Source organism: Methylomonas aurea, from assembly GCF_024505045.1.
GTDB lineage: Bacteria > Pseudomonadota > Gammaproteobacteria > Methylococcales > Methylomonadaceae > Methylomonas > Methylomonas aurea.
This window is the reverse complement of sequence record NZ_JANIBM010000048.1, coordinates 1-25290: the sequence shown is the minus strand read 5'-3', so window position 1 is coordinate 25290 and position 25290 is coordinate 1. Positions and strand designations below refer to the sequence as shown.

At 55.9% G+C, this 25290-nt stretch carries 21 protein-coding genes and 1 tRNA gene; 19 read left to right on the top strand and 3 right to left on the bottom strand.

The genetic code is table 11. The annotated features are described in order from the left end of the window. Window positions 1-33: 33 nt before the first annotated feature. Window positions 34-1206: a phosphoglycerate kinase gene (locus NP603_RS20220; RefSeq protein WP_256612667.1), complete on the bottom strand. Its 1173-nt coding sequence runs from the start codon at window positions 1204-1206 to the stop codon at window positions 34-36. 132 nt (window positions 1207-1338) lie between these two features. Here NP603_RS20220 and NP603_RS20215 point away from each other — a divergent pair, with 132 nt between their 5' ends. Genes NP603_RS20215 through NP603_RS20205 form a run of 3 tightly spaced genes read left to right on the top strand, consistent with a single transcriptional unit; the run spans window position 1339 to window position 4261 of the window. Then, the gene (locus NP603_RS20215) at window positions 1339-3147 is read left to right on the top strand and encodes a VWA domain-containing protein (RefSeq protein WP_256612666.1); all 1809 of its coding nucleotides are present in this window, start codon (window positions 1339-1341) and stop codon (window positions 3145-3147) included. Next, window positions 3144-3785, top strand: a complete 642-nt coding sequence (locus NP603_RS20210) for a hypothetical protein (protein WP_256612665.1) — start codon at window positions 3144-3146, stop codon at window positions 3783-3785. The genes NP603_RS20215 and NP603_RS20210 overlap by 4 nt, the downstream gene beginning before the upstream one ends. Next, window positions 3782-4261, top strand: a complete 480-nt coding sequence (locus tag NP603_RS20205) for a hypothetical protein (RefSeq protein ID WP_256612664.1) — start codon at window positions 3782-3784, stop codon at window positions 4259-4261. The genes NP603_RS20210 and NP603_RS20205 overlap by 4 nt, the downstream gene beginning before the upstream one ends. A gap of 3 nt (window positions 4262-4264) precedes the next feature. Here NP603_RS20205 and glgX read toward each other — a convergent pair whose 3' ends face one another. Continuing rightward, the gene (glgX, locus tag NP603_RS20200; protein WP_256612663.1) at window positions 4265-6445 is read right to left on the bottom strand and encodes a glycogen debranching protein GlgX; all 2181 of its coding nucleotides are present in this window, start codon (window positions 6443-6445) and stop codon (window positions 4265-4267) included. A gap of 234 nt (window positions 6446-6679) precedes the next feature. Between glgX and NP603_RS20195 the strand changes: the two genes are divergently transcribed. The 5 genes from NP603_RS20195 to radA all read left to right on the top strand — a co-directional run bounded on the left by NP603_RS20195 (window position 6680) and on the right by radA (window position 13488). Further along, complete coding sequence (locus tag NP603_RS20195) at window positions 6680-7315, top strand: DUF4912 domain-containing protein (protein ID WP_256612662.1); 636 nt, start codon at window positions 6680-6682, stop codon at window positions 7313-7315. Further along, window positions 7308-8894, top strand: a complete 1587-nt coding sequence (locus NP603_RS20190) for a glycoside hydrolase family 57 protein (protein WP_256612661.1) — start codon at window positions 7308-7310, stop codon at window positions 8892-8894. Before NP603_RS20195 ends, NP603_RS20190 begins: the two co-directional genes overlap by 8 nt. Before the next feature lie 65 nt (window positions 8895-8959). After that, entirely contained in the window at window positions 8960-10459 is a 1500-nt protein-coding gene (locus tag NP603_RS20185; RefSeq protein ID WP_256612659.1) for an endonuclease/exonuclease/phosphatase family protein, read from the top strand. A 52-nt stretch (window positions 10460-10511) separates the two neighbouring features. Continuing rightward, on the top strand, window positions 10512-12104 hold the full coding sequence (locus NP603_RS20180; RefSeq protein WP_256612658.1) for a phospholipase D-like domain-containing protein: 1593 nt from the start codon (window positions 10512-10514) through the stop codon (window positions 12102-12104). Window positions 12105-12120: 16 nt separating this feature from the next. Beyond that, window positions 12121-13488: a DNA repair protein RadA gene (radA, locus tag NP603_RS20175; protein ID WP_256612657.1), complete on the top strand. Its 1368-nt coding sequence runs from the start codon at window positions 12121-12123 to the stop codon at window positions 13486-13488. Between the two features lie 328 nt (window positions 13489-13816). Here radA and NP603_RS20170 read toward each other — a convergent pair whose 3' ends face one another. Continuing rightward, window positions 13817-14965, bottom strand: coding sequence for a hypothetical protein (locus NP603_RS20170; protein ID WP_256612656.1), 1149 nt, complete (start codon window positions 14963-14965; stop codon window positions 13817-13819). A gap of 718 nt (window positions 14966-15683) precedes the next feature. Here NP603_RS20170 and NP603_RS20165 point away from each other — a divergent pair. From NP603_RS20165 to NP603_RS20115, 11 genes are all read left to right on the top strand, one after another. Continuing rightward, a complete protein-coding gene (locus tag NP603_RS20165; protein ID WP_256612655.1) occupies window positions 15684-16583 on the top strand; it encodes a VPLPA-CTERM sorting domain-containing protein in 900 nt (299 codons plus the stop codon). 96 nt (window positions 16584-16679) lie between these two features. Beyond that, the gene (locus NP603_RS20160) at window positions 16680-17435 is read left to right on the top strand and encodes a hypothetical protein (protein WP_256612654.1); all 756 of its coding nucleotides are present in this window, start codon (window positions 16680-16682) and stop codon (window positions 17433-17435) included. A 99-nt stretch (window positions 17436-17534) separates the two neighbouring features. Beyond that, complete coding sequence (locus NP603_RS20155) at window positions 17535-18374, top strand: HEAT repeat domain-containing protein (RefSeq protein WP_256612653.1); 840 nt, start codon at window positions 17535-17537, stop codon at window positions 18372-18374. Between the two features lie 78 nt (window positions 18375-18452). Further along, window positions 18453-18923, top strand: coding sequence for a hypothetical protein (locus tag NP603_RS20150; RefSeq protein WP_256612652.1), 471 nt, complete (start codon window positions 18453-18455; stop codon window positions 18921-18923). Window positions 18924-19034: 111 nt separating this feature from the next. Then, complete coding sequence (locus NP603_RS20145) at window positions 19035-19553, top strand: TlpA disulfide reductase family protein (RefSeq protein WP_256612651.1); 519 nt, start codon at window positions 19035-19037, stop codon at window positions 19551-19553. A 120-nt stretch (window positions 19554-19673) separates the two neighbouring features. Next, window positions 19674-19889, top strand: coding sequence for a DUF4266 domain-containing protein (locus NP603_RS22095; protein WP_371928920.1), 216 nt, complete (start codon window positions 19674-19676; stop codon window positions 19887-19889). Next, on the top strand, window positions 19855-22521 hold the full coding sequence (locus NP603_RS20135) for a DUF3570 domain-containing protein (protein ID WP_256612668.1): 2667 nt from the start codon (window positions 19855-19857) through the stop codon (window positions 22519-22521). Before NP603_RS22095 ends, NP603_RS20135 begins: the two co-directional genes overlap by 35 nt. Before the next feature lie 38 nt (window positions 22522-22559). Beyond that, window positions 22560-22835, top strand: a complete 276-nt coding sequence (locus tag NP603_RS20130; protein WP_256612650.1) for a hypothetical protein — start codon at window positions 22560-22562, stop codon at window positions 22833-22835. Between the two features lie 196 nt (window positions 22836-23031). After that, window positions 23032-24405, top strand: coding sequence for an ATP-binding protein (locus NP603_RS20125; RefSeq protein ID WP_256612649.1), 1374 nt, complete (start codon window positions 23032-23034; stop codon window positions 24403-24405). Further along, on the top strand, window positions 24383-24931 hold the full coding sequence (locus NP603_RS20120) for a response regulator transcription factor (protein ID WP_256612648.1): 549 nt from the start codon (window positions 24383-24385) through the stop codon (window positions 24929-24931). The genes NP603_RS20125 and NP603_RS20120 overlap by 23 nt, the downstream gene beginning before the upstream one ends. 139 nt (window positions 24932-25070) lie before the next feature. Beyond that, a tRNA-Lys gene (locus NP603_RS20115) sits at window positions 25071-25146 on the top strand. The last annotated feature ends 144 nt before the right edge of the window (window positions 25147-25290 follow it).

Sequence of the window (25290 nt, the reverse complement as noted above, 5' to 3'; positions counted from 1 at the left end):
CTGCCAGCAGCCGGCCGCACTCGGGGGTATTGGTTAGCTGCGTCCTTTCAATACCGCAACGGCTGGCAGTTCCTTGCCTTCCAGGAATTCCAGGAAGGCGCCGCCGCCGGTGGAGGTGTAAGATACTTTATCGGCGATGCCGTACTTGTCGATCGCCGCCAGCGTGTCGCCGCCGCCGGCAATCGAGAACGCAGGGCTTTCGGCGATAGCTATCGACATGGCTTTGGTGCCTTCGCCGAACTGGTCGATTTCGAACACACCGACTGGGCCGTTCCAAACGATGGTGCCGGCGGTTTTCAAGATTTCCGCATATTGCTTCGCGGTTTCCGGACCGATGTCCAGAATCAGATCGTCTTCCGCTACGTCGGCCACGTTTTTCACGGTGGCTGCGGCGGTTTCGGAAAATTCTTTGGCAGTAACCACATCGACCGGCACCGGAATGTCCGCGCCACGTTCCTTGGCTGCTGCGATCAAGCGTTTGGCTTCGGGGATCAGATCGGCTTCGTACAAGGATTTGCCGACGCCGTAGCCGGCCGCGGCGATGAAGGTGTTGGCGATGCCGCCGCCGACGATCAGTTGGTCGACTTTGGTCGACAACGATTCCAGCACGGTTAATTTGGTCGAAACCTTGGAGCCGCCGACGATTGCCACCAGCGGCCGGGCCGGAGTTTCCAGGGCTTTGCCCAATGCGTCCAATTCCGCGGCCAACAGCGGACCGGCGCAGGCGACTGCAGCGTGCTCGGCAACGGCATGGGTCGAGGCTTCGGCGCGGTGGGCGGTGCCGAACGCGTCCATTACGAAGATGTCACACAAAGCGGCCATTTTTTGGCCCAGCTCGGCGCTGTTTTTCTTTTCACCCTTATTGAAACGCACGTTCTCGCACAGCACGACTTCGCCGCGTTTGACCTCTACGCCGTCCAGCCAGTCCTTGACCAGACGTACCGGTTGGCCCAGTAATTGGGAAAAGCGCTCGGCAACGGGTTTCAAGCTGGAGGCTTCGTCATATTCGCCTTCGGTCGGGCGGCCCAGGTGAGACATCAAAATCACCGCGGCGCCGCCGGCCAAGGCGGCTTCAACGGTCGGAACGCTGGCCTGGATGCGCAAATCGCTGGTGACTTTGCCGTCCTTGACCGGTACGTTTAAATCCTGGCGGATCAGGACGCGTTTGCCCGCCAGATCCAGATCGACCATTCGTTTGATAGACATAAGTTCTCCTATGGTTGAAATAAAAACATTATAAAGCGTAACACTGGCCGCGGCCTGAATTAAAAATCGTAAATTGGTCGGCCCTTTGGACTATATTTGCTAGCCATTACCTGAACTCTTGCGGACGCAGTCATGTTTAGATCGCTGATATTGGCCGTATTTTGCACTTTCGGTCTGGCGGGGGGCTCTGCCTGGGCCCAGCCTGCGCCGGCGGAGGACGGAGACGATATTCAGGTGCTGATCGACGTCTCCGGCAGCATGAAACAGAACGATCCGGACAATCTGCGTGTCGAAGCTGGCCGCTTGCTGGTCGAATTGTTGCCGGACGCCAGTCGGACCGGATTGTGGTTGTTTGCCGAAAAGACGGTCCCGCTGATTGCCAGCGATAAAGTCGATTCCGCCTGGAAACAACAAGCCGGCAAAGCGCTGGCCAACATTCATTCCCGCGGCCTGTACACCCATATCGAAGATGCGATCAGTACCGTTCTCAGCCAAGGCTTCAAGGGTAATGGCCGTAAACATTTGATCCTTTTGACCGACGGCTTCGTCGACATTTCCAAGGACATCATGCAGAGCGCCGATTCGCGGGAGCGCATTCTTAGCGAATGGATTCCGAAGCTGCAGCAGCAAGACATCCAGGTGCAGACTGTCGCCCTGTCCGATCAGGCCGACAAGGAGCTGTTGGAGAAACTCGCATTCGAGACCGGTGGTTGGGCCGAAGTGGCACAATCGGCCGACCGGTTGCAGCGTTCGTTTTTGAAGATGGCGCAGAAAGCGGTGCCGAAAGCCACGCTACCGTTACGCGACAACAAATTCAACGTCGATGCCGGAGTCCAGGAGTTTTCGATCCTGGTGTTCAAAACGGCGCAGGCGGCACCGACGCAACTGGTTATGCCGAACGGTAACAAACTGGCCAAGCAGACTATGGCAGCCAACGTGTCCTGGCTGGAAAGCCGGAATTACGATTTGATTACGGTCCGGCAACCGGCGGTGGGCGAGTGGCGTTTGTTGGCCGAGGTCGATCCCGACAACCAGGTCATGATCGTCACCGACCTGAAATTGCAACTCAGCGAAATTCCGAACTTCGTCGGCGAACACGAGGCCTTGGCGATCGAGGCCCACTTTACCGACCGCGATAAATTGATCACGCACGCCGATTTTCTCGGCATGTTGAGTCTGGAACTCGGTTTGGACCGACAGCCACCGTTGAAAATGACGCCGGCCGGGAAGCCCGGTTTTTTTCAACAAAGCCTGAGCGGTTTGGCGCTGGGCAAACATAGCTTGAAAATACTGGCCGACGGCAAAACCTTCAAACGTGAAATCATTAGCGAAATCGAAGTGGTGGCCACGCCGATTAGCGTGGAGCGGGAGATCGATGCCGCGCAGCGCCGGGTGCGGCTGCTGTTGAAGCCGGATCTGGCGGTGGTGGAGCCGGCCGGTATGGTCGTTAACGCCCAGGTCAGCCGCGGCGGTAATCCGCCGGAAACGCAGGCTGCCAGCGAAAAAGACGGGACTTGGCAATTGGAGTTGGCCGAATTGCCGCCCGCGGTAACCACGAAGGTGGGCTTTAACGTGATGGCCAAGGACCGTAGCGGCAAACCGCTGGCGCCTGCAGTCAAGCCGTTAACTATAGATGATAGCTGGTTCCAACCCGCAGAGCCGGCTACAGCCGATGCGCATGCTACCGAGCATGGGCAGCATGTTGTCGCCGAGGGCGGCCACGAACCGGCAGCGGAACACCCGCCCGCGGCATCTGCGTCGGAAGCGCATGCGCAGCCGGAGCAAGCGCAGGCCGCGGCTGACCCGACCAATTGGTGGCTGGTCGGCGGAATTTTGTTGGCAATTAACCTGTTATTTGGGGCAGGTGGCTTTTTTATCCACCGTTTTCTGAAAAAATCCGAGGCGGAACAGCATCAACGCTTGTTGGAGAGATTGTCATGAATTCGTTCGATTCGGTATTGGTCATATTGGCGGCGGAAGCCTTGGCGGTTTTGTCGCTGCTGGTAATTGCACTGTTTTGTTTTTCCCGAAACAGAAAAGGCAAGGAAATGGCGGAAATCGAGCGATTCATCAGCGATCTCGAGGATCATTCCTTCGAGAAAGGCGAGCGCCTGCAGCAGTTCATCGGCGAAAATTGCAGTTTGAGCGAAGCGGAGATCGAAACGGTGTTGCAACAAGTCAGCGCCTCGGAACGGGCGTTGTTCCAGGATGTAATCCGTTTGTTCCTGAAGCGGGAGATGGCTTTGCTGCAGGGCATAGAGCAACGCATCGAACAGTTGGCCGAACCCTACCAGAATTTGTTGGCCAATGCCGGTCCCGGCCCACACCCGCAAGTCAGCCATGAAAACGAAGACCTGGCGCAAAAGCAGGCCGGCCTGGAGCGGATCAATCAGCAACTGGTACGCCAACTCGATACCGCGATGAAAACCATAGACGAGATGTCGGCCGAATATACCCGCGTGTTCAGCGGCAACCAAACCGCGTTGGAACTGGAAAACAGCAGTAAAAAGATGATGCAGATATTCGTCGACGCCGAGCGGGCGTTGCGTGCCGATCTGGCGGAATTGGAGCGGCGATGAACCCAACCTGGACGATTGTGATTCTGGCCAATGCGCTGGCCGTCAGTTTGGTAGCCGTGGTTGCGCTGCTGCTGGCCCGCGGCCGGGAAAAGAAACGCCGGCAGGCCGAAATCGAGGAATTGCTGGCCGAAATCAAGGACAGGCAGGCGCGGCGCGGCGACAGGCTGCAATTGGCCTTGATCGAAAAATACCGTTTCGGCGAGGAAGCCGCGGAGAGTGTCTCAGATGTATTGATGCTGGCCGAAAAGCAATTCCTCTACCAGTTCGTCGAACAATTGCTGGGCCGGCAGCCGCTGGTCGGCTGTTACGAGAATCTGTGCGGGTTGTTGGATAGCTACCTGAACGGTGCGCTGGCCGCCGCCCAGCCGCCGGCGAAAAGTGCCGCGCCGGCGGCTGGCAATGCCGGTGGAGCCGAAGCCGCTGTCCCGGAAACCGAACTGCCGCCGCCTCCGGATTGGGGGGATGTGTTCGACTGAGCGTCAGGCTGCACTGTCGGCGAGTTTGAGGCCGGAGAATTTGCTGAAAAAATGCGCGGAAAGTTTGGAGAGGCTGTCGCCGCTGCCGGCCGGCTCCTGTTTCGCGTTCTCGAATACCACCACCGAATCCGGTTCGACCCGGTAGCGGTTTTCCGCCAAGGGTTTTTGCTCGGCTGGATCGAAAATATCCTGCCCCGGTTTTTGCGCGGTATCGACCGCCAAATGCCAGACCCGTTCCGGGATTAACGGCAATTCCATCGTGCGGGGTTGGTCCGACATGTTCAGGATCACGTGCAGATCGGCCTCGTCCTTGGCCAGCGCGGTCAATGTGAACGCCAACACCCGCGTTTCCGGATCGTCCCAGCGCGGCGGTTGGTCGACTTGCAAGCCGTGCCAGACGATGTCCGGCATGTTGCGTTCTTCAAGAATTTCCCCGGTCAGAAACCGCCGCCGCATCAACGAGGTGTGGCGTTTGCGCAGTCGGATCATGTGCTGGACGAAGTGCAGCACGTCGGCGTTTTCCTTGGCTTTCTCCCAGTTCAGCCAACTTAACTCGTTATCCTGGCAATAACAGTTGTTATTGCCCTGTTGGGTGTGCAAGATTTCGTCGCCGGCCAGCAGCATCGGTACGCCGTGGCTAAGCAACAGAATGGCGAACGTGTTTTTCACGCGTTTGCGGCGTAGCGCCAGAATGGCCGGGTCGCGGGTCGGTCCTTCCGTGCCGCAGTTGTTGCTCAGGTTGTTATTGCAACCGTCGCGGTTGTTTTCGCCATTGGCGGCATTGTGTTTTTCGTTGTAACTGAATAGGTCGTTCAGCGTAAAACCGTCGTGGCAGGTAACGAAGTTAATGCCGCTGATCGGCAATCGATGCTGGTGTTGGTAGAGGTCGCTGCTGCCGCAGATACGGGTGGCGACCTCGCTGATGATGCCGGTGTCGCCGCGGACGAAACGGCGGATTACGTCGCGGTAACGGCCGTTCCATTCGCCCCAGCGGTAACCGGGGAAGTTGCCGACCTGGTACAGGCCGGAGGCGTCCCAGGCTTCGGCGATCAATTTGGTTCTGGCCAATTGCTCCGACAGTTCGATACCCCAGACCAGCGGCGGATCTTGCAAGACGCTGCCGTCTTCGCCGCGGGCCAGCGCGCTGGCTAGATCGAAGCGAAAACCGTCGACATGCATTTCCCTGACCCAATACTCCAGGCAACTGATAATAAAATTGCTGACCAACGGATGGTTGGCGTTGACGGTGTTGCCGCAGCCTGTGTAATCGTGAAAGATACGTTTATCGTGCTTGTCGGTCAGGTAAAAGCTGTTGCCGGTAATGCCTTTGAAATTGATCACCGGGCCGTCGGCGCCCGCTTCCGAGGTATGGTTGAACACGACGTCCATGATCACGCCGATGCCGGCTTTGTGCAGCGCTTTGACCAGATCGCGGAACTCGCGGATATGGGTACCCTGTTCCGGCGTTACGCAATAACCCGGATGCGGGCTGAAAAAGCTGTGGGTGCTGTAGCCCCAGTAGTTTTTCAGGCCCAGGTCGGAGGTATGCGGCGGTACGTCCTGCTCGTCGAAGGCCATCACCGGCAGAAGTTCGACGTGGGTAATGCCCAACTTGGACAAGTAGGGGATTTTTTCGATTAAGCCGGCAAAGGTGCCGGGATGCTTGACCTTTGCCGACGGATGGCGGGTGAAACCGCCGACATGCAACTCGTAAATGATGGCTTTTTCGCTGCGTATCGCCAGTGGCGTGTCGCCTTCCCAGTCGTAGCGGTCGTCTACTACCACCGCTCGCATCGCATGGGCGCTGTTGTCGCCGGGCAGGCAGGCGGCGGCGCGTTGCCAGAGTTTGTCGCTGACCGCTCGCGCCCAGGGGTCCAGCAGCAGTTTGTCCTTGTCGAAACGCAAGCCGGATTCGCGGGTGTTGCTCGGCCCGTCGATGCGCCAAGCGTACCAGGTACCGGTCGGCAAGCCTTCGACGAATACGTGCCAGGAAAAAAAGGTGTGGTGCTTGTCTTTGCGCAGGGCAATGACTTGAAACGGTTCCGGACTGTCGTTGCTGGAGAACAACAATAGTTCGACGTGAGTGGCATGCCGGCTGGAGATGGAAAAATTTACGCCGCCTTCGCTGACCTTGGCGCCGTGCGGATAGGGACTCCCTGACTTTAAACTGTATGGTTTGCGCATGCCCTTTGCCGAAAAACTTGGATGCCTTGATTTTACTGCAAATCGTAGGTGCAGGCCTACGCCTTGCGTAAATATTCGACAACGGTTAGAGTCTATCGGTGCACCTTGGTAAAGGGCAGAAGCGGTTCGCGTTCGCGGTCCGCGCCCAATTTTCCGCTAAACGTATCTTTAACACCGCCAATGGCTTCTTCCCGGTCAACATCTCAGTCTCGCCTGCAGCTTTCTGCCGAGGAGATGCGGGATATCAGCCTGGAGATCAGTCGCGGTTTCGCTCCGCGTCGGTTCAGAGGGGGCTGCAGAGCTGCCACCTCAGGCTTTTCGCCGCAGGAACTATTCAACATCAGCCAGCAAATCAGCCGTGAATTCGCGCCGCGGGCCGATGTCCGGGCGCCGGGGCCGCCGAGCCTGGTGTTGTTGCCGGTCGACCCGCGTCGGCTGCATGCGTATTGGCAATTGCCGGAACTGCCGCGGATGGCGCCACTCGATGAGCAGGCAGAGCCGATTGCGGCGGTCGAGCCGGAGCTGACCTTGCGGATCTACCGGCAGCCGGAAATGGCCGGTGACGCAAAAGATCAGGCAGAAAGCCGGACGGCGTGGTTCGACTTGCCGGTCAGCGGCCAGAGCAGCCAGCAACAGATCGCGTTACCCGAGCAATTACCGACTGCTGCCGGCTATTACCAGGCGGCTATCGGCCATCTGGACCAGTATAGGGAGTTTATCGCCTTGGCTTATTCCAATCCGGCCGCTGTGGCCGAAGCTGTAGGTTCGGCTGCCGAGTGGCTGCCGCCTGCCATATGCCAGTTTGTGGTGCCGGTCGGGGCCGGCTCCACAGCCGGGTCGGTCGCTTTGGCATGCTTCGATCATGAATAACGGTTATCTTGCCATCGTTCTGCACGCGCACCTGCCGTACGTGCACCATCCCGAGCACGACAGTTTTTTCGAGGAAAACTGGCTGTTTGAGGCGATCAGCGAGTGTTATCTGCCGCTATTGGCCATGCTGGAACGTCTGCGTTACGACCGGGTAGCCTATCGGCTGACACTGTCGCTGTCGCCGACGCTGATGGCGATGCTGGGCAATCCGTTGTTGCAAAACCGGTTTTTGCGCTACCTGCGTGGTCGGGTGGAACTGGCCGAACGCGAAGTCGAACGCACGCGGCGCTTGCCGCAATTCCACGCCTTGGCGCAGCATTATCTGCAACTGTTTCAGGACAACCTGTACGACTACCAGCAGCGCTACCACTGCGATTTACTCGCGGCATTTCAACGCCACCACAGCGGCGGCCGGCTGGAATTGATCACCACGGCGGCGACCCACGGCTATTTGCCGCTGTTGAACGTCAATCCCGCCTCTGTGCGCAATCAGATCGGTGTCGGCGTCGCCAGCTTTCAGGCCCAATTCGGTTTTACACCGCGCGGATTCTGGCTGCCGGAATGCGGCTACTACCCGGGCTTGGAGCAGACGCTGAAGGCGCAGGGCATCGATTATTTTTTTCTGGAAAGCCATGCGTTGCTGGCGGCCGACCGCAGGCCGCAAGCCGGCGTTTACGCACCGGTCGATTGTGGTGGAATTGCTGCGTTCGGCCGCGATCCGGCGGCGTCGCACCAGGTCTGGAGCGCCGAGTCCGGATACCCTGGCGACGGCGATTACCGCGAATATTATCGGGACATCGGCTTCGATTTGCCGTTGGAGTACATCGCGCCCTACATTCTCGACGGCGAGACCCGGATCAACACCGGCATCAAATATTACCGGATCACCGGCGGCAAACAGCCGAAGCAGGTGTACCAGCCCGAGCTGGCGAAACTCAAGGTGCAGCGCCATGCGGAGGATTTCGTAGCCAGCCGCCAGCGTCAGATCGACGCGTTGGCCGCGGAGATGCAACAACCGCCGATCGTGGTGGCGCCTTACGATGCCGAGTTGTTCGGCCATTGGTGGTTCGAAGGGCCGTTATGGTTGGAGCAAGTGTTGCGGTTGTCTGCCGGTGAACAAAGCGGTGTGCAAACCGTCAGTTGTGCTGACTATCTGCAATTGCCGTTGCCGCGCCAGCCGGCGGTGCCGGCCGCATCCAGTTGGGGCGAGCACGGTTATTCGGAATTTTGGTTGAACGAAAGCAATGACTGGATTTATCCGCTGCTACACAAGGCTGCCGCCGAAATGGAAAAGCTGGCGAGCGACTTACGCGGCTTGCAGGTCAGCGATTTGCAGCGCCGAGCCCTGAATCAGGCCGCACGCTCGTTGCTGCTGGCTCAGGCTTCTGACTGGCCGTTTATCATGAAAGCCGGCACCACGATCGACTACGCGCGCAAGCGGATCACCGACCATTTGGCGCGCTTCAATTATTTGCACGATGCGATTCGCAAGAATCGCATCGACGAACGCTATTTGACAGCGCTGGAGATCATGGACGATATTTTTCCGGATATCGATTTTCGCACGTATGCCGCCTAGGCGGCCGGCCACCAAGCCGATTGGCGCCAGCCCACCGCTGCGCCGGCTAACTCTCGGGAGGGACCATGGATAACATCCAGTTACTGTATGTCGCCAATACCGTCAGCGGTAAGGCTACCGCCAGCACCCAGACCTTGCAGTTTTTGCTTCGGGTGGCCAATCTCGGGTACGGCAAGACCGTCGAAGTGCATTGGGCCGGCGAAGACGGCGTCTGGCGCCGGGTATTGGCCGATTATTGCGCTAGCGGCGGCGACGGCAGTGAGTATTGGCGCGCCGAAGTGGCGTTTCCGCGTCAGGCCAGGACCGAATTGCCCGGCGATATCCATTTCGTTGCCCGTCTGGAGTACGCAGGCCGCGAGTATTGGGATAACAACGACGGTTGCGAAAACTACTTCTGCGCGGCTGGCAGCGGTGGGCGCATGACCGGAGTATTGCCCCTGGTACAGTTGAACCCGATGCAAGGGTTGGGGGCGGCGCAACGCAACGTGCCCCTCAAATTTGCGGTCAACGCCGCGCTGGCTGTGGAAAAAGTGACCGTCCACTGGACGCTGGACGATTGGCGCCACGTACACAAGGCCGGTTGCCGCTTGCTATCCGGCAAGCGGTCTGCGACTCATGGCGGTTACGCCGGTCTGCATCCGGTGCAACTCTGGAGCACCAATCTGAATGTCTCCGGCGCCTTCCGTCTGCAATACAGCATCTGCTACGAGAGCAAGGAACAGGCCTTTTGGGATAACAATGGCGAGCGAAATTACCGGTTGAGCCGGGCGCCGCTGAAGGTGATGATCCTTAATCTCCACTGTTACCAGGAAGACGACCAGGACCGCAAATTTTGGCAGATTGCCAAAGCCGTCGACGAACTGAATGCCGATGTGGTGTGTTTGCAGGAAGTGGCCGAGCATTGGAACGACGGCCAAGGCGATTGGGCTTCGAATTCGGCCAACATCATCAACCGGCGCCTGAAAAAGCCGTTCCACCTCTACAGCGATTGGTCCCACCTGGGGTTCGACAAGTACCGGGAAGGCGTGGCGATTTTGAGCCGTTACCCGCTCGAGCGCCAGGAAGCCCGCTATGTTTCGGACAGTAGCGATGCCTACAGCATCCATTCCCGCAAAGTGGTCGCCGCCTGCATCGATGTGCCCTGCATCGGCCCGATCGACGTGTTTTCCGCGCACCTGAGCTGGTGGGACGACGGTTTTCGCGATCAATTCCAACGTTTGTCGGATTGGGCCGATAGCCGGCGCGGCGCCGAAGTTGCGGCGACGTTATTGTGCGGGGATTTCAATATCGCCGCCGGTTCGCTAGGCTATCGCTTGGTGGTCGACGGCCACCGCTACGAAGATCAATATCTGGCGGCCAACGCCCCGGCCTTATTTCAACAGATATTTCGGGTGGACGACGCCCACTGGCGCGACCGACTGGCGGACGACTACCGGATCGATTACGTGTTTATGAACAAAGACAGCGGATTGCGGGCGATTTCGGCGCGGGTATTATTCACCGAACAGGATTACGGCAGGGTGTCCGACCATTGCGGTTATCTTCTGGAATTCGAGCCACTGTGACCGGCTCAGAGGGTAACCATGGATTTCAACGTGTGCGATTAGGCGAGCGAACATGCAAGTAGCAGAACATTACGCCAGGCCGGTATTCGGCAAATTGGGAGGCTGTTTCCAACGCAGCAATGACTTCAGGGAGAGTTTCGACATTCGCTGGGGCAAGATCGAATTCGAACTGAGCCACGGCGTCGCGGCTAATTTGAAAGTGGTGCTGAAGATATTCCGCGAGTCGATCTGCGAGACCTACATCGTCGACACCGACCCCTACGATGTCGAATGGGATCGGCATAAGCGCTCGACCCGTGACTTTTACGTCCTGCCGTATTCGGCCCAGTTCGGCCGGATTCACTGCATCAAGTTCGCCTATATCGTCCACATCGGCGAGCATTCGATTGCCTCGCGCCACGAATACATATTCCTGGATGCGCCGCAGTTGCAGGATAACCAGCCGGTGCAGCGCCACATCGGCGAACAATGGTCCACCCCGAACCATTATCGGACTTACGAACTCGATACCGGCAAATTGCAGGCCGACGTGGATTGGTATAACCGCCATTTCGACTCGCTGCACCTGACGCCGAAATTCACCAAGGGCCAGCAGCACCATCCTTATCACCCAAAGCGGTTCATTCACGATCATATCGACAAGACCATTGCCGCCAAACGGGCACAGCCGGAGCGGTTGTGCACCATCAAAGTCAGCGTGGATTGCATCGACGACAACGATTTCATCAACCACCTGATTCATGCCAGCCACCAGGGCGTACTGGTGCAATGCGTCGTCGACTGGCGCAAGATGACGCTGACCAACAGCCAGAACTACGCCCGGCTGAAACGCTCCGGTATCGAACTGATCGGCGTGTTTTGCACGCCGAAGCACCACTTGATCGAAGTCGAGCCGGACATGCACACCAAATTCGTCATCTTTAACGACGAGGACGCGATCATCGGTTCGTTCAACATTACCTTCGACCGCTGGTGGGCCAACTGGGAATCGGGCATGAGCTTCCATTCCCAAGGCGTGTGCCGCTTGCTGGACAACATCTTCCAAAGCCAGCGCGGCGGTGTGATCCAGAAATACGGCATCGATCCGCTCAGCCCCTTCAACCTGCTCTACACCTTCGGCCGGCAAACCATGGCCAACGGTAAGATCTACCGGCCGCACCATGCGATTTTGGCCGAAATTCACCGCGCTCGCCGCTCGCTGAAGCTGTGCCTGTTTTTGATCGGCGATCTGCTCGGCGACCATAACGACAGCGTCGTTACCGCCTTGATCCAGGCCCGCGACCGCGGCGTCGACGTGCAGTTGCTGTTCAACGGCCATTTGGCGCGGCAGGGCAAGATCGGCGTCGAACGGTCTATGGCCGACGAACTGGCGCGGCCCTTGCTACCGGCGATTCAACGCCTGAAAGACGCCGGCATTCGCGTCGGCCTGGTCTACGGCCAAGACGATTTACCGGTGCCGTACTCGCCGATCCATTGCAAATATTGCGTGATCGACGAATACATCGTCATCGAAGGCAGCTTCAACTGGTACAACACCTCGGTGTTTTCCCACGACCTGGTCGTCGTCGCCGCCAACCGCGACGTGGCGCGGCCGTATTTGTACGAGTTCGAGCAGATACAGCGCTTGTTCCGCGTGTTTTACTGATTCGAGTCGATAGCGGATGGCAAAAAAACTAAAGTCGGCGTATGTCTGTACCGAATGCGGTGCGGACTATCCGGGATGGTCGGGCCAATGCAACCAGTGCGGTGAGTGGAATACGATCAAGGAAGTCAAACTGGGCGGCGGCAAGGCAGAACGCGAGCGCGCCGGGTACGCCGGCAGCCGCAGCGCAGTGCAATTGTTGTCCGAGGTCAACTTGGCTCAGGCCGAGCGGATATCCACCGGCCTGGCCGAATTCGACCGGGTGCTGGGCGGCGGTATCGTCACGGGCAGCGTGGTATTGATCGGCGGTGCACCGGGCGCCGGTAAGAGTACGATATTATTGCAAGCCATCGCTCATATCGCCCGGCAATTGCCGGTGCTGTACGTGTCCGGCGAGGAATCGTTGCAACAGATTGCAGAACGCGCTCACCGCCTGCAATTGAACACGGCCGGCATCAAAATGCTGGCGGAAACCTCGGTGCAGCAGATTTGCCAGGTGTTGGACGAGGAACAGCCGCAAGTCGTCATCATCGATTCGATTCAGGTGATGTACACCGCCGACTCCGATTCCGCGCCGGGTTCGGTGTCGCAGGTGCGTGAGTCAGCCAGCTATTTGACCCAATACGCCAAGCGCAGCGGCATATCTTTTTTTATGGTCGGCCACGTCACCAAGGACCAGTCCCTGGCCGGACCGATGACCTTGAGTCACATCGTCGACGCCCAGGTGGTGCTGTCTTCGACCGACGATTCGCGCTTTCGGGTACTGCGCGCCGACAAGAACCGTTTCGGCAGTGTCGGCGAACTGGGCTTTTTCGCGATGGAAAGCAGCGGTTTGAAGGAAGTGAAAAACCCGTCGGCGATGTTTTTGTCGCGGGCGGAAAAGCCGGCGCCCGGCAGCGTGGTGACGGTATTGTGGGAAGGCACCCGACCGCTATTGGTGGAAATCCAGGCCCTGGTCACAGAGAGTCAGTACGGCAATCCGCGCCGGTTGGCGGTGGGGCTGGACCAAAACCGGCTGGCAATGCTGCTGGCTGTGTTGTCGCGCCACGGCGGTATTTTCACCGGCAACGACGAGATTTACGCCAACGTGGTCGGCGGTATCAAGGTGTCCGAAACCAGCACCGATTTGGCGATTCTGGTCGGCGTGGTGTCGAGCCTGCGCGATCGCGTCGTGCCCTACGATGCGGTGTTCTTCGGCGAGGTGGGTTTGAACGGCGAAATCCGCCCGGTCGCCAACGGCCATGCCCGCCTCAACGAAGCCGCCAAGCACGGCTTCAAAAAAGCCATCATTCCGAAAAGCAACAAACCCAAGGACGGCGTCAAAAATCTGGAAATTCACGCAGTAGGCAATATTCAGGAAGCGCTGGCAGTATTGGCCGACCTCTAGGTGCCGGTCCGGCGCCGATTAAAACTGAGACTGGATTTTTCCCTACGGCCCTGGTCCCGGTCGACCTAGCCTAGTTGATATGCGAGTTCTCAAACAGGCTTCGAATCTCGGCTCGAACGGAGCTCCAAGGCGTAATGGAGCTGAATGAATATGGCGGCGCCGGCAATCTTTTCCATCGTCCGGGGCGGGTTTTCAGAGGCCGGAAACCAGGTTAAGTTTGATGGCCGTCGCTTCGATGGAAGGGAGGCGTGAGTTCGGGGCTTGCAGAAATAGGAGCATCCTTGCTCCGATTAACGCTACGCAATCCGGCGTAGAGCATCCGGCTTGATTAAGCCAGTTCTTGCTTGCGGCGGCCCAGGCCGATGAAACCGGCCATGGCGCTGCCGAACAACCAGACTGCGCCCGGAACCGGGACTTGAGACACCGGGCTGGCTGCGGCAACGGTAGTTTCGATGGTAAAGCCGTAGCTGCCGCGCAATGCATTGATCGCTGCAGTGGCTGCGGCTTTGGCCGCGCTGTCGCCAAACAGGTTGGCGGCGTAAAGTGCCATATAGTTCAAGCGTTGTTGCAATGCGTGTTCTGCGTTGGTGCCGCCTACCCAGATGCTGTAGTCGCCTGCGTCCAGTTCGCCAGACCAGGTCACAGTATGGGTGCCGTCCGCTGCTTGTGCCGAATCAATGAAGGTCAGCAACTTATTGTTGTTGCCGCCCAGCGTTTGGTCGGTGCCGATCAGGTTACCGTTTCCGAAGGTAGCGGTTCCGGATATGTCGCGGCCGATGATCCAGTCGGCGTTGGAGCGGTAAGCACCCCAGGTGCCGTTGCCGGTATAAGTATTGCCGGTGGTGGCTTCATAAGTTGCGTCGGTGGCGGCGCTGTATGGATGAGCGGAGGCGTATGGTCCCCAGCCGACATAGCCCGGCAGATTATCGTCAAGTACAGTGTTGCCCGCACCGCCTTCGTGGGCCGATTGTGGTGGCATGCCGCTGAAAATGGAGAATGCAGGGGTCCAGTCTTGGCCTTTCAGGTTGGTTACTGTGCTGCCGCCGGTGGCTTGGGTTTGTACCACTGAAGTAGCGGTGCCGAGGGTGGTGACAGTGAAGGTGACTTTGGACTTGTTGGCCAGGGTAAACGCCAGACCTTTATTGTCGTGGTTGTTGGCCCATAGACTGTTGTCTTGGCCTTGAATCCAGCCATAGTCGGAAGAAACGGCGCGGGTTTGAGTGTAGGTGCCGTAACTGGTGCCGGTGGCGGTGTTGTTACCGAAAGTACCCGGTCTATTGTCGCTTTTGCCGACGCCGTCTACTCCGCTGATTCTCATGTCCTTGCCATTGTTGGCCACGCCTACGGCAAGGTTGTCGTTATCCAACTGCATTGGGTTGGTGCCGGCGTCATTATACAGGAACGGGCCGGAGCTCCAATGCGCGAAGGCTTGGCCGGAAACGCCGGCCATACCGCCAGCCAGCAGAGCTGCTACCATCTTTTTACGTAATACCATTTTTGATCCTCAGAATTTTCGTTATTGTCTAAGAGGGTGCTCACGGATCGGCTTCCCCTGTGTGGCTTTTCGGTTGTCGCGGCGGCGACAACCTCCAGGCCCCAATCCGATTCAGCAATTTCCTGTTTTTGTGTCCGACATCCGGACTGATTGCCACTGTGCTGGATGTGCTTTCTCGGGATTGTCGAGCTGACTCAGCGCCAGTGAACGGATTTGATGCAGCAATACGTATGCCAATGCGCCGTATTTTGTGTAAAAATTCAATAAAAACAGTGCTCTATGGGTATGAGGTTTGTATGGAGCAGGGGGGCGGGAATGAGGGGAGGCACTTTCTTCCGAGGAAGTGTGTGAAATGGCTCACTATTTCATAAACGATTGAAATAAAGCTGCTTTTGCGCTCCGGATTTTGTTGGTTTCGCCTCGCTTTTTAAGGCACGGGGTGGTGAAGCTGGATAGGATGCGAAAAGTCGGGCCAGAATCCGTTAATTAAACTGTGTTATCTAACGTGACGAAGGCGGCATTTAACATAGTTCGGATAAAAAGATTGAGGAGCTACCGGTTTCCGGTGGATTTATCTTGACGAGACCATGCATCAACACTTTAGGCGTAACCGTCGTCGCGGCGCATAAATCCGGGAATATTTTCAGGAATCGAAGCTAGGGATGGTCTTTTTGATCTGAACCTAGGTTACTTATCACAATTGTGGCGTAAGTTTTGCTGCACATCCGGTGTCTCAGCAGGCACTCCGAGCGAGCCTGCGATCAACCAAATCAATCATCCATTCAGAGGACCGCTTATGAAGCACCGGTTTTTTAAGGTTTTACCCGCCATTACGATTGGTATGCTGCCGTACCAATCGGCATCGGCGCATGTCAATTACTACGATTTGTTCAACAACGCAGCCACGCAAGTCATCAGTACAGCGACGTCAACTACCTACAGCGGTGGCGACATTGTGAAAAGTAGCTTTGGCTGGGCCGACGCCACAGATGCCGATTGGGGCGATAGTCACATGGGCTCTTGGGTCAATTTCAATATTAGTCAGGCTGCAGGCGCGTGGGTCTCTATCAACGTGGCTGCAGACGGCATCAATCAATACATCAATGGCGACCCAAACAATCCGTCGCGGTTGGGAAATTTGAATCCGGGATTTTCGTTGTATCGCGGGCTGGTTCCTCACGACGCGCATGATGGGGCTACCGCCGGCTTGCAGCCTTCCGATCCGCAGTACGGTAAAGAAGGTGCTTGGCAGGCGCTGGCGAATACAACGATGGGTAACGACGATGGCGATATCAATACGCTGGAATACCTGACGCATGTCGGCACTGTCAATGGCTCAGCCTCCAGTGTGCAGTTGGATGGTTTTTTTCTGACCCCAGGTAATTATTCGTTAGCGATTGGCGGCACTTGCTACGATCAAAATCAATGCGTAGGTGCGTTCAATATTTTTCATCCGGATGCTGAGGAAATCGCCCGGGGCTACAACATCAGCGTCACCGTTTCGTCGGTGGCGCCGGTCCCGTTGCCGGCAGCGGCCTGGCTGATGATGAGCGGGGTGATCGGCATACTGGGTTTCGGCAAACGCCGTACCGTGTTTTAGAATAAGAATTTTTTGCCGTGGTGGCTGAGCGCCGCGGATCAAAAGGCTGGCGCCAGGTTTGGCGCTTCCATCAATGTAGTAAAGGAGATCAATATCATGGGTTTTACCAATAGCTTGAAGATATCGGCGCTCGCGCTAGCATTAACGACCGGAGTCGCCAACGCGCATCCAATTCCAACGCCGGTTTCCGGCGACCCTTATACCGCCACAGATGCGCCTATCACCTGGAATGGCAGCGAAGGTACGGCAACTAACGGCATTTTGAATAACAACGCCATTCTCGCCTACCACTTCGACGTAAGCACCGCCGGTTCGTTGGATGTGTTCACCAACGACCACGACAATCCCAACTCGGTTGCGGCGCTCTACATTTACAAGAAGGATGATGTAGGTGCGGATTGGACCTTGACTCATTTCAGCTATGAAGCACCGGTTTCCGGCCCCGGCAACCCATTCAACATCTTTAATGTGTCTCGTACTGGTTGGCAAGACGAGATTAACTTCGGCAAATCCGACGCCGGACTTCGCGCCAATTTCGATCTGGGCTCCTACGTAGCCTTTGCTGTTGGTAGCCAAGGTATGGTGTTCGGCCACTCGCCGTTTGATGCAAGCTCCGACCCAACCGGCGCCAAGCTGTCAGCTGGCTTCACTTGGTCCTGGACTGGCGATCAGACCGATATCTACACCAACGTCGATGCTCCGAGTGATTTCACGATTAAAGCCTCACCTGGTTCTCTGGCCGTGGCCGGTCCCGTTGTTGAGCCTGTGCCTGTTCCTGGCGCCATTTGGCTGATGGGCAGTGTGTTGGCCGGTTTTGCTGCTTTGGGTCGAAAACGGACAATTGCCGCATAGCTCTCGGAGCCCCGGACCAGAGCAGTCTCTGCTTCGTTTGCGTTGAGTGTTGATGATGCAGTTGTATCGCCTGGTTCGGGGGTTGCTGAGTCTTTGGTCATGAGGAATCTAACTCTTGCCCATGTCTTTGCTGTGACGCTGGTTTTGGCGGGTTGGGGACAGTGGGCGATGGCCGAAGAAATGGCCAGATTTTCGCTAGAACGTTCCCAGAATGGGGCGTGGTTACTGGACGCCAAGCAGGCCGATTTGCCGAAGCTGCTTGGTGTGCTGGCCGAACGTACCCGCAGCACACTGCATTTTTCGCAAATTCCGCTCTCCAGGGTTAGTGCGACCTGTGTGGGAGCGAACGCCGTGGCGCTGCTGCGCTGCTTGCTGGGTGATGGTGTAAGCATGGCGGTCAGGGATGCTCGAGGTTCGGTTAGTGCCGGGGCCGGGGCGGATGGTGGCAACGAAATCTGGATCATGGGTTCGTCTTTAGTCGATACGAATTCAGATCGTTCCAGCGCAGGCTGTGACATTGCCCGCGCCGATTTCAACTCGGGTCAGTCCGACCAAGCCCAATCGGTGGCTCGATGGCTGAAGCAGGCGCAAGATCGGAACCCGGCGTTGAGGCTTGCGGCCATCACCGAATTGGCCCACTTGAACGCTACGGCAGATGAGCCGTCAGTGACTGCAGCCCTACGTAAGGCGCTGACCGACCGCGATGCACGGGTGCGAATGCAGGCAATTGGCGGTGTTGTTGCCCGTGACGGCGAAGCGGCAGTCAGCGGGCCCTTGAGCCAGGCATTGCAAGACGACAAAGCCGAGATTCGCCTGATGGCGCTGGATTACATCGAGACCGATGTCAATTTGTTGCAGTCGGCGGCGCAAGACTCAGATCCGGCGGTGCGCGGCTTGGCGCAGGTGAAGCTGGAACTGTTGGCGAAACCAGAGGAATAACGTGGCCGGGAATCCCGGTCCTTTGAATGACAGATATTGGCCGAGCTTCGGCCCCCTTAAGAAAAGGTAGCTCTTGATATGAAAAAACTAACGACAGCATCAGTGATTTTCCTCGGCTTGCTCGGTGGTATCGGCTTCGCGCAGCAGGCTGCGGCCCATGATCAGGCCGGCGGTTTATCCTCCTTGTCCGGTCCTGGCGCGACTGATTTTTACGAAATCACTTGCGCAAATGACGCTGCCACCGGTACTCCGACCAATCGCTTGTTTTTCAAGATTCGTGATGTGACGCCAGGCGGTAACTTAGTCGGTATGACGGTAGTCAAAGGTGTCGGTGTCCCCACCAATGGTGCAGCGACCACAACGGTGGATAATTCCGGTAACGATTCCGGCTATAGTGCCGATGCGGAAATCAAAGGCGGCAATGGTGTTTACAATGTTTTGGTTTGGCATACCGGTGTGGCATCCAACGAGAGTTATACCTTTCAGTACCACTGCGATAACGGCTCCGTTCATACCGCTACGTCAATAAAGCGCGTATCCAACCAATAATTACCTCGTTTTGCTGCGTCCGTTGTCAGGGATATCGGGCGCGGCATCTATTGAAGGCCCGCAGCTTCCGAGAATACTCCCGCTATTCCGCGGGGTCATACTTCAGGCAATATGATCAATACACGATTTCTACACGGCGCATTCGTTTTCAGTCTGTTCGGCGTTCTGAGTTTGCCGGTTTGCGCTGAATCCGATCAATCGTTGGCGCCCGCTTGCCAATTCAGCGCCTTCAATCAAAAGCCGCTGCGAGATTTGCAACAATATCGCGGAAAAGTCGTTTATCTGGACTTTTGGGCCTCTTGGTGCGGTCCTTGTCTGGAATCGTTTCCGTTTATGAACAAGTTGCACAGCCAGTTGAAAGACAAAGGGCTAGTCGTATTGGCGGTCAATTTGGACGAAAACTTGGCGGACGGTCAAAATTTCTTGGCACAGCATCCGGTTGAGTTTGATGTCGCAGTGGATGACGGCCAAGCCTGCGCGAAAAAGTTTCAACTGAAAGCGATGCCCTCGTCTTTCCTGATCGACCGAAATGGACGGATTAGAGCTCAGCATTTGGGTTTTCGTCCCGGAGAAGCGGAGCAGTTCGGCAAGCAAGCCGAACTATTACTGGCAGAGCCCTCAGCGCCTTAACGCATCGCTTATTTTATGGAGCGAGGCAAGCTTGTCGAAAGTCGCTATGGCGGCCGCGTGTCCGCCAAGCAAAAGATGCGGTTAGAATGCGCACCGCAATAACGATCTAACGACTGCGTTATGAAAATATCCCTTTTCCTGATAGCGCTATTTACGGCGCCTTTCCTGACCGCATGTGCCGAGGTGCAGCCTTGGGAACGCGGGAACTTGGCCAAGCCGCAGATGGCCTTGGATCCCTATCCTTTGCAATCAGAGTTGCGCGGTCACAGTTACGGCGCCCGCGAAGCGGCAGGGGCAGGTAATGCTGGCACCGGGGGCGGTTGTGGCTGTTATTAAAGCGGAAAAGATGGTCAATCCTGGCTTGCAGGCGTTGACCGCGGCGGCTTTGATGTTGCCGGGGCTGGTAAATTCCACCGCGAATGCAGCCGATGGCGACGAGTTCAATTTTCAATATGGCCGTTACGAAGAAAGCGCTCGCGATTTGAATGGAGTCAAAAGCCAATACAAGCCAATTACGGTCGATAGCCTGCATAGTGGCGGCAAGGTCAACTTAACCGACCGGATCAAATTTGCTTTTAATTTTATTCAGGATACTTGGTCCGGCGCGACCCCAATCACCACCGCGCCGTCGGGCAGACAGGGTAATCAACCTTACAGGCAATTCGGTACCGTGGCTGGAGCCTCGCCCTATATTCAAACCGGTGGTGACGGAATCGAAACTAACACCGTCTATTTCGATAGGGATTTAAAGCCGCTGCTGGTGGACCCTGACTCGTTGTTTTCGGACGTTACTAGTCTGGGTCAGGATCGAAAACTGGTGCACACCATGTCTACCGCGTCTCCGGAAACCCGCAAAGAAGGCAATTTCAAGCTTAGCTACGAATGGGATGAAGCCGCGGTGGATATAGGGGGCGGCATCTCGGTCGAACACGATTACGAGTCGCGGTTCGGTAATGCCGGTGTCAGGCTGGATTTTAACCAAAAACGTACGACGTTGAACGCCGGCCTAAGTTATACCAACAGCGATTCGTTCGCCCGTTTGAGTGACCATTTTACTAAGCCGTATCTGAATTATATCGCCTATCAAAGTCAGCTGAAGCCGGTAACCAAGGATCAGAGCGGAGACACCCAAATTTTGGGCAAACGTGACGATTGGGGCGGAAATTTGGGCTTGACCCAGGTCGTCAACAAGGATGCTTTATTCAAGTTGGGTATCGGTTTTACCCATAGCCAGGGTTATTTGGAGAATCCGTATAAGGCGGTCACGGCTTTTTTTATTCAACCAGTCGGTTTGCCGAGTCTTGGCGAGTTTAGTTCCACAATTCCGTTTGTTGGTATAGGCAAAGCTTTCCTCGAGCAACGTCCCGACTACCGTAACCAATGGATCTTCAGCACCGGTTGGGTTCAGCATATCAACCCGCTGGATGCGGCTTTTCATTTCGATTACAGGTTCTTCCACGACGATTGGGGTATTAACGCGCATACCTTCGAAGGCGATTGGGTACAGCCGCTGGGCGCGGGCTGGTCGATCACGCCGCGGGTGCGTTACTACTCGCAGAGTGCCGCTGATTTCTATCATCCTTACTTGATAGTCGGGCCTTCCGCAGATCCGGGTAATGCCAATTTGGCTAGCGATAACGCCAAGTTGCCGTCAGCGTTTTCCAGTGACCATCGCCTCTCGGGTTATGGTGCGTTGAGCGGCGGCATCATGCTTAGCAAGCAGTTCAGCAAAGGCATCCGGCTGGATGCCGGGTTCGAATATTACACTCACCAGGGCGATTTGAAATTGGGTGGCGGCGGCGAAGCCGACTATGCCGATTTCAATTATTACGTAGCCAACGCTACTTTAAATGTTAACTTGACCACGCTGGGCCGCAGTTTGGCGGATGATCCTCATGCGCATCATCGTCATCACAGCCATCACCACGGCGCCCCGCTGCCGGCCGGGTTGATGTTTGGGCATGTTATGTCGACGCCGGGCGACGTTATGGTGGGATACAGGTACATGTATAGCCGCCAGGACGGTGATATGTTGTACGCTGGCAAAACGGTTTCCGATCGCGCAATTGTCGATAACGGCTGCATCGAGAATGGTGGAACCTGTCGCACGGTGCCGGAGTTTATGAATATGCATATGCACATGCTCGACATCATGTACGCGGCGACGGATTGGCTGAACTTAATGGTTATGCCTCAGTTTATGGATATGGATATGAATGCCCGCCCGTTATCGGGCATTACGCCTGCTGCGAGTGGCGCTGTTGATCACTTGCACGGTGGACACGATACCGGCGCGGTTGGTGATACTGGTATGTATGCCTTGGTCAAGCTGTTTCAGACCGAAGGGCATCAGATTAATATGGGGCTCGGTGTAACGGCGCCGACCGGCAAGGTAGATATCAAACTGAATCGTATGCATAAATTCGACAGCGGATATATACATTACGGCATGCAGTTGGGTAGTGGTACTTGGGATTTCAAGCCCAGTTTGACTTATACAGGGCAGGCCAGCGATTGGTCGTGGGGGGCGCAGGTTAGCGGTACCAAACGGCTGGAGGCTAGAAACTCGGTTGGTTTTGCGTTGGGCGATGCTGTGCAATCGACGGCTTGGGGCAGCTACAACGTGCTGGATTGGCTGGCCGCGTCGGTGCGTGGGATTTACACAGCCCAAGGCGCGATCAAAGGTGGTTTTCAAGCACTACCAGGCGACTGCGCGATCAACTATAACCAAAATGTTGTACAACCTTGTGTCGACATAAACCCGAAAGGCGGCTCTATGGATAACCCGAAAAATTACGGCGGCCACTACTGGGATGTCGGTTTTGGTTTAAATGCGATGATTCCCGACGGCGCGTTTGCCGGCCATAATTTCAGCGTGGAATGGTTACAGCCGGTGGAGGACAATGTCAACGGCTATCAGTTAGAGCGCAGCGGCACGTTGAATGCGACCTGGATGTACGCTTTTTAACCCCGGATGGTTAAATCCTTTCCTTAATCGAGAATATTATGCAAAAAACCGAAAACACACCATTATGGGTTTTTCTGGCCCTGTCCAGTATCGAGACCCGCAAGGGTGCGCTGTGGCTGATCTGGAGCAGTATCGTGTTCACAGCCTATTGCGTGCCGTGGAGCCTGTATTTTGTCGGCAACGAATGGGTGGCTAAGTTGTTCTTGATTTCGGATTGGGAATGGTTTGCGATGATGCTGCCGATGACCGTTTGGTATTGGCTGAGTATGCGCTGGGTTGATAGGAACGGCGGTTGGCAGACCGCAGGCGCATAACCGGGATTTCCTATTAGATGGGGCGTTAGTCGTTATTATTTCTGGCTTTTAGTTGATCGTTCCAAGTTTCAGTTGTTGGGCTTCAAACTGACTTCGTTGTTCGAATTGCTGCTGGAGTTTTCTTGGTCCAGCCTCACCTGTTGTCTGGCTCAGATTGCGGCAGATGTTGTTTTTTATTCATTGAATTTTCCTATCCATGCTTTCCCACATCCTACCCAAAGCCGAAATCTCGATACGGGAAAATCTCAGGTGGTTGTACATCCTGAGAAATTTGATGTTATTCGCGGTGACCTTTGCCGTGTTCATCGCCGTCAACGGGCTGGGCATCAATCTGCCGCAAAACCAGTTGTGGTTGGCGATTTTCGCGATCTCGATACTCAATTTATACACTTGGCTACGGCTGCGCACGCCGGAAGAAGTCACCGAACACGAGATTTTTTCGCAAATCTGCATGGATGTATTAGCGCTGGCTTATCTTTTGTATTTGACCGGCGGTGCATCGAATCCGATCATTTGGGTATTTCTGCTGCCGTTGATCGTTACGGCAATTATGTTGCCGCAGGCATACGCCTGGAATATGGTAATCATTACTTCTTGCGTCTATACGGTGTTGATTGCTTACAACGTGCCGCTTCCGGCCATCGAGCCGCATTTGGTCCATCCGGCCATGGCCGAGTTGACGCCGGAAATGAGTCTGCAATTGCATTTGATGAACGATAGGCGCTATTTTAATCTGCATGTGTTCGGCATGTGGTTCGGCTTTGTGTTCAGCGCCGGCTTGGTCGCTTTTTTTGTCGTGGAGTTGTCCAATACGCTGAAAGAGCGCGAGCGCAATCTGGCCGATGCCCGCGAAAGCGCATTACGTGACGAGCGGGTGGTGTCGTTAGGCACGTTGGCGGCCAGTGCCGCTCACGACATGGGTACTCCGCTGGGGACTATTGCGATCCTGACTCACGAGATGGTCGAGGATTTTCCCGAGCATCGTTACCCTGAGCTTTATCAGAAGCTGATGATCGTGCAGCAGCAAATCGACCGTTGCAAACAGGCGTTGTCGGTGATGTCGGCGTCGGCTGGCGAGATGCGCGCCGAGTCGGGCAAGGTCATGCTAGTCAGCGAGTATATCGACGAGGTACTGAACCAGTGGCGGGCGCACAAGTCGGCGACCCGAATGAAACTGTTCGTCTCGCCGAATGTGGATATGGCGGCGAAAATCATCGCCGAACGCACCGTGACTCATTCGATTATCAATATCCTGAACAATGCAGCTGAGGCTTCGCCGGTCGACGCCGGTATCGAATTTCATGCCGATTGGAACGAGGAGAATTTGTTTTTGCGGATACGGGATTTTGGTCCGGGGTTGCCCGCCGAGTTTATCGATTTCGCCGGACATCAGCCGGTCAAAAGCAACAAACAGGGCATGGGGGTGGGATTGTTTTTGACTTATACCACGATAAAACGCTTGGGCGGTACAATACAGTTCAGTAATCTTGACAGCGGCGGAGCGTGCGTGGAGATCAGTTTGCCGTTATTAGCTAAGGAGAGTATCCATGACGAATTTGCCTACGGATAAGCCGAATTTACTTTTGGTTGACGACGACGTCACCTATTGCTCGGTGTTGAAACCGGCATTGGAAAAACGTAATTTTCAGGTGACGGTTGCCAACGATGTGGCGACGGCGATGAAATTAGCGGAACAGACTGAGCCTGAGTATGCGGTAATCGATTTGCGCATTGGTTTTGATTCGGGGTTGGAGATGGTCAAGAAGCTGATCTCGCTCGACGACAATACCCAGATTGTCATGTTGACCGGTTTTGCCAGTATCGCGACAGCGGTGGAAGCGATCAAGTTGGGTGCAATCCATTATCTGACCAAACCGGCAAATGCCGACGAAATTGTCAGTGCGCTGTACAAGAATGAGGGCGACGCCTCGGTGGCTATCAGCGATAGCCCGTTATCGATAAAACGGCTGGAGTGGGAGCACTTGCAAAAAGTACTGATGCAACACGACGGTAACATTTCGGCCGCTGCGCGCGCATTGAATATGCACAGAAGGACTTTGCAAAGAAAGCTGGAGAAGAAACCGGTCAAAGAATGACGCCTATTATGGGTATTTCATTCATGGCAAGGACCTGCTTAGCTGCAATCAATAAGGCTCTGTATCCATGGCTTGTAAAATTTTGGCTAAGCCTGTTGCAAAATAATAAAACATAGGTATAATGGGTAATTCATTCAGGGGGTCGTTAGCTCAGCCGGTAGAGCACCGCACTTTTAATGCGATGGTCGTGCGTTCGAATCGCACACGACCCACCACGAATGACTAGTAAAAACAAGCTGTTAGGCCAAAAGCCCAACGGCTTTTTTTATGCCCGTCGATTTTTGGGACACTGGCGGGACACTTCAAAATAAATCATCACAGCAAACCGCAACAAAAAGGCCATTTATCATTCGACAAAG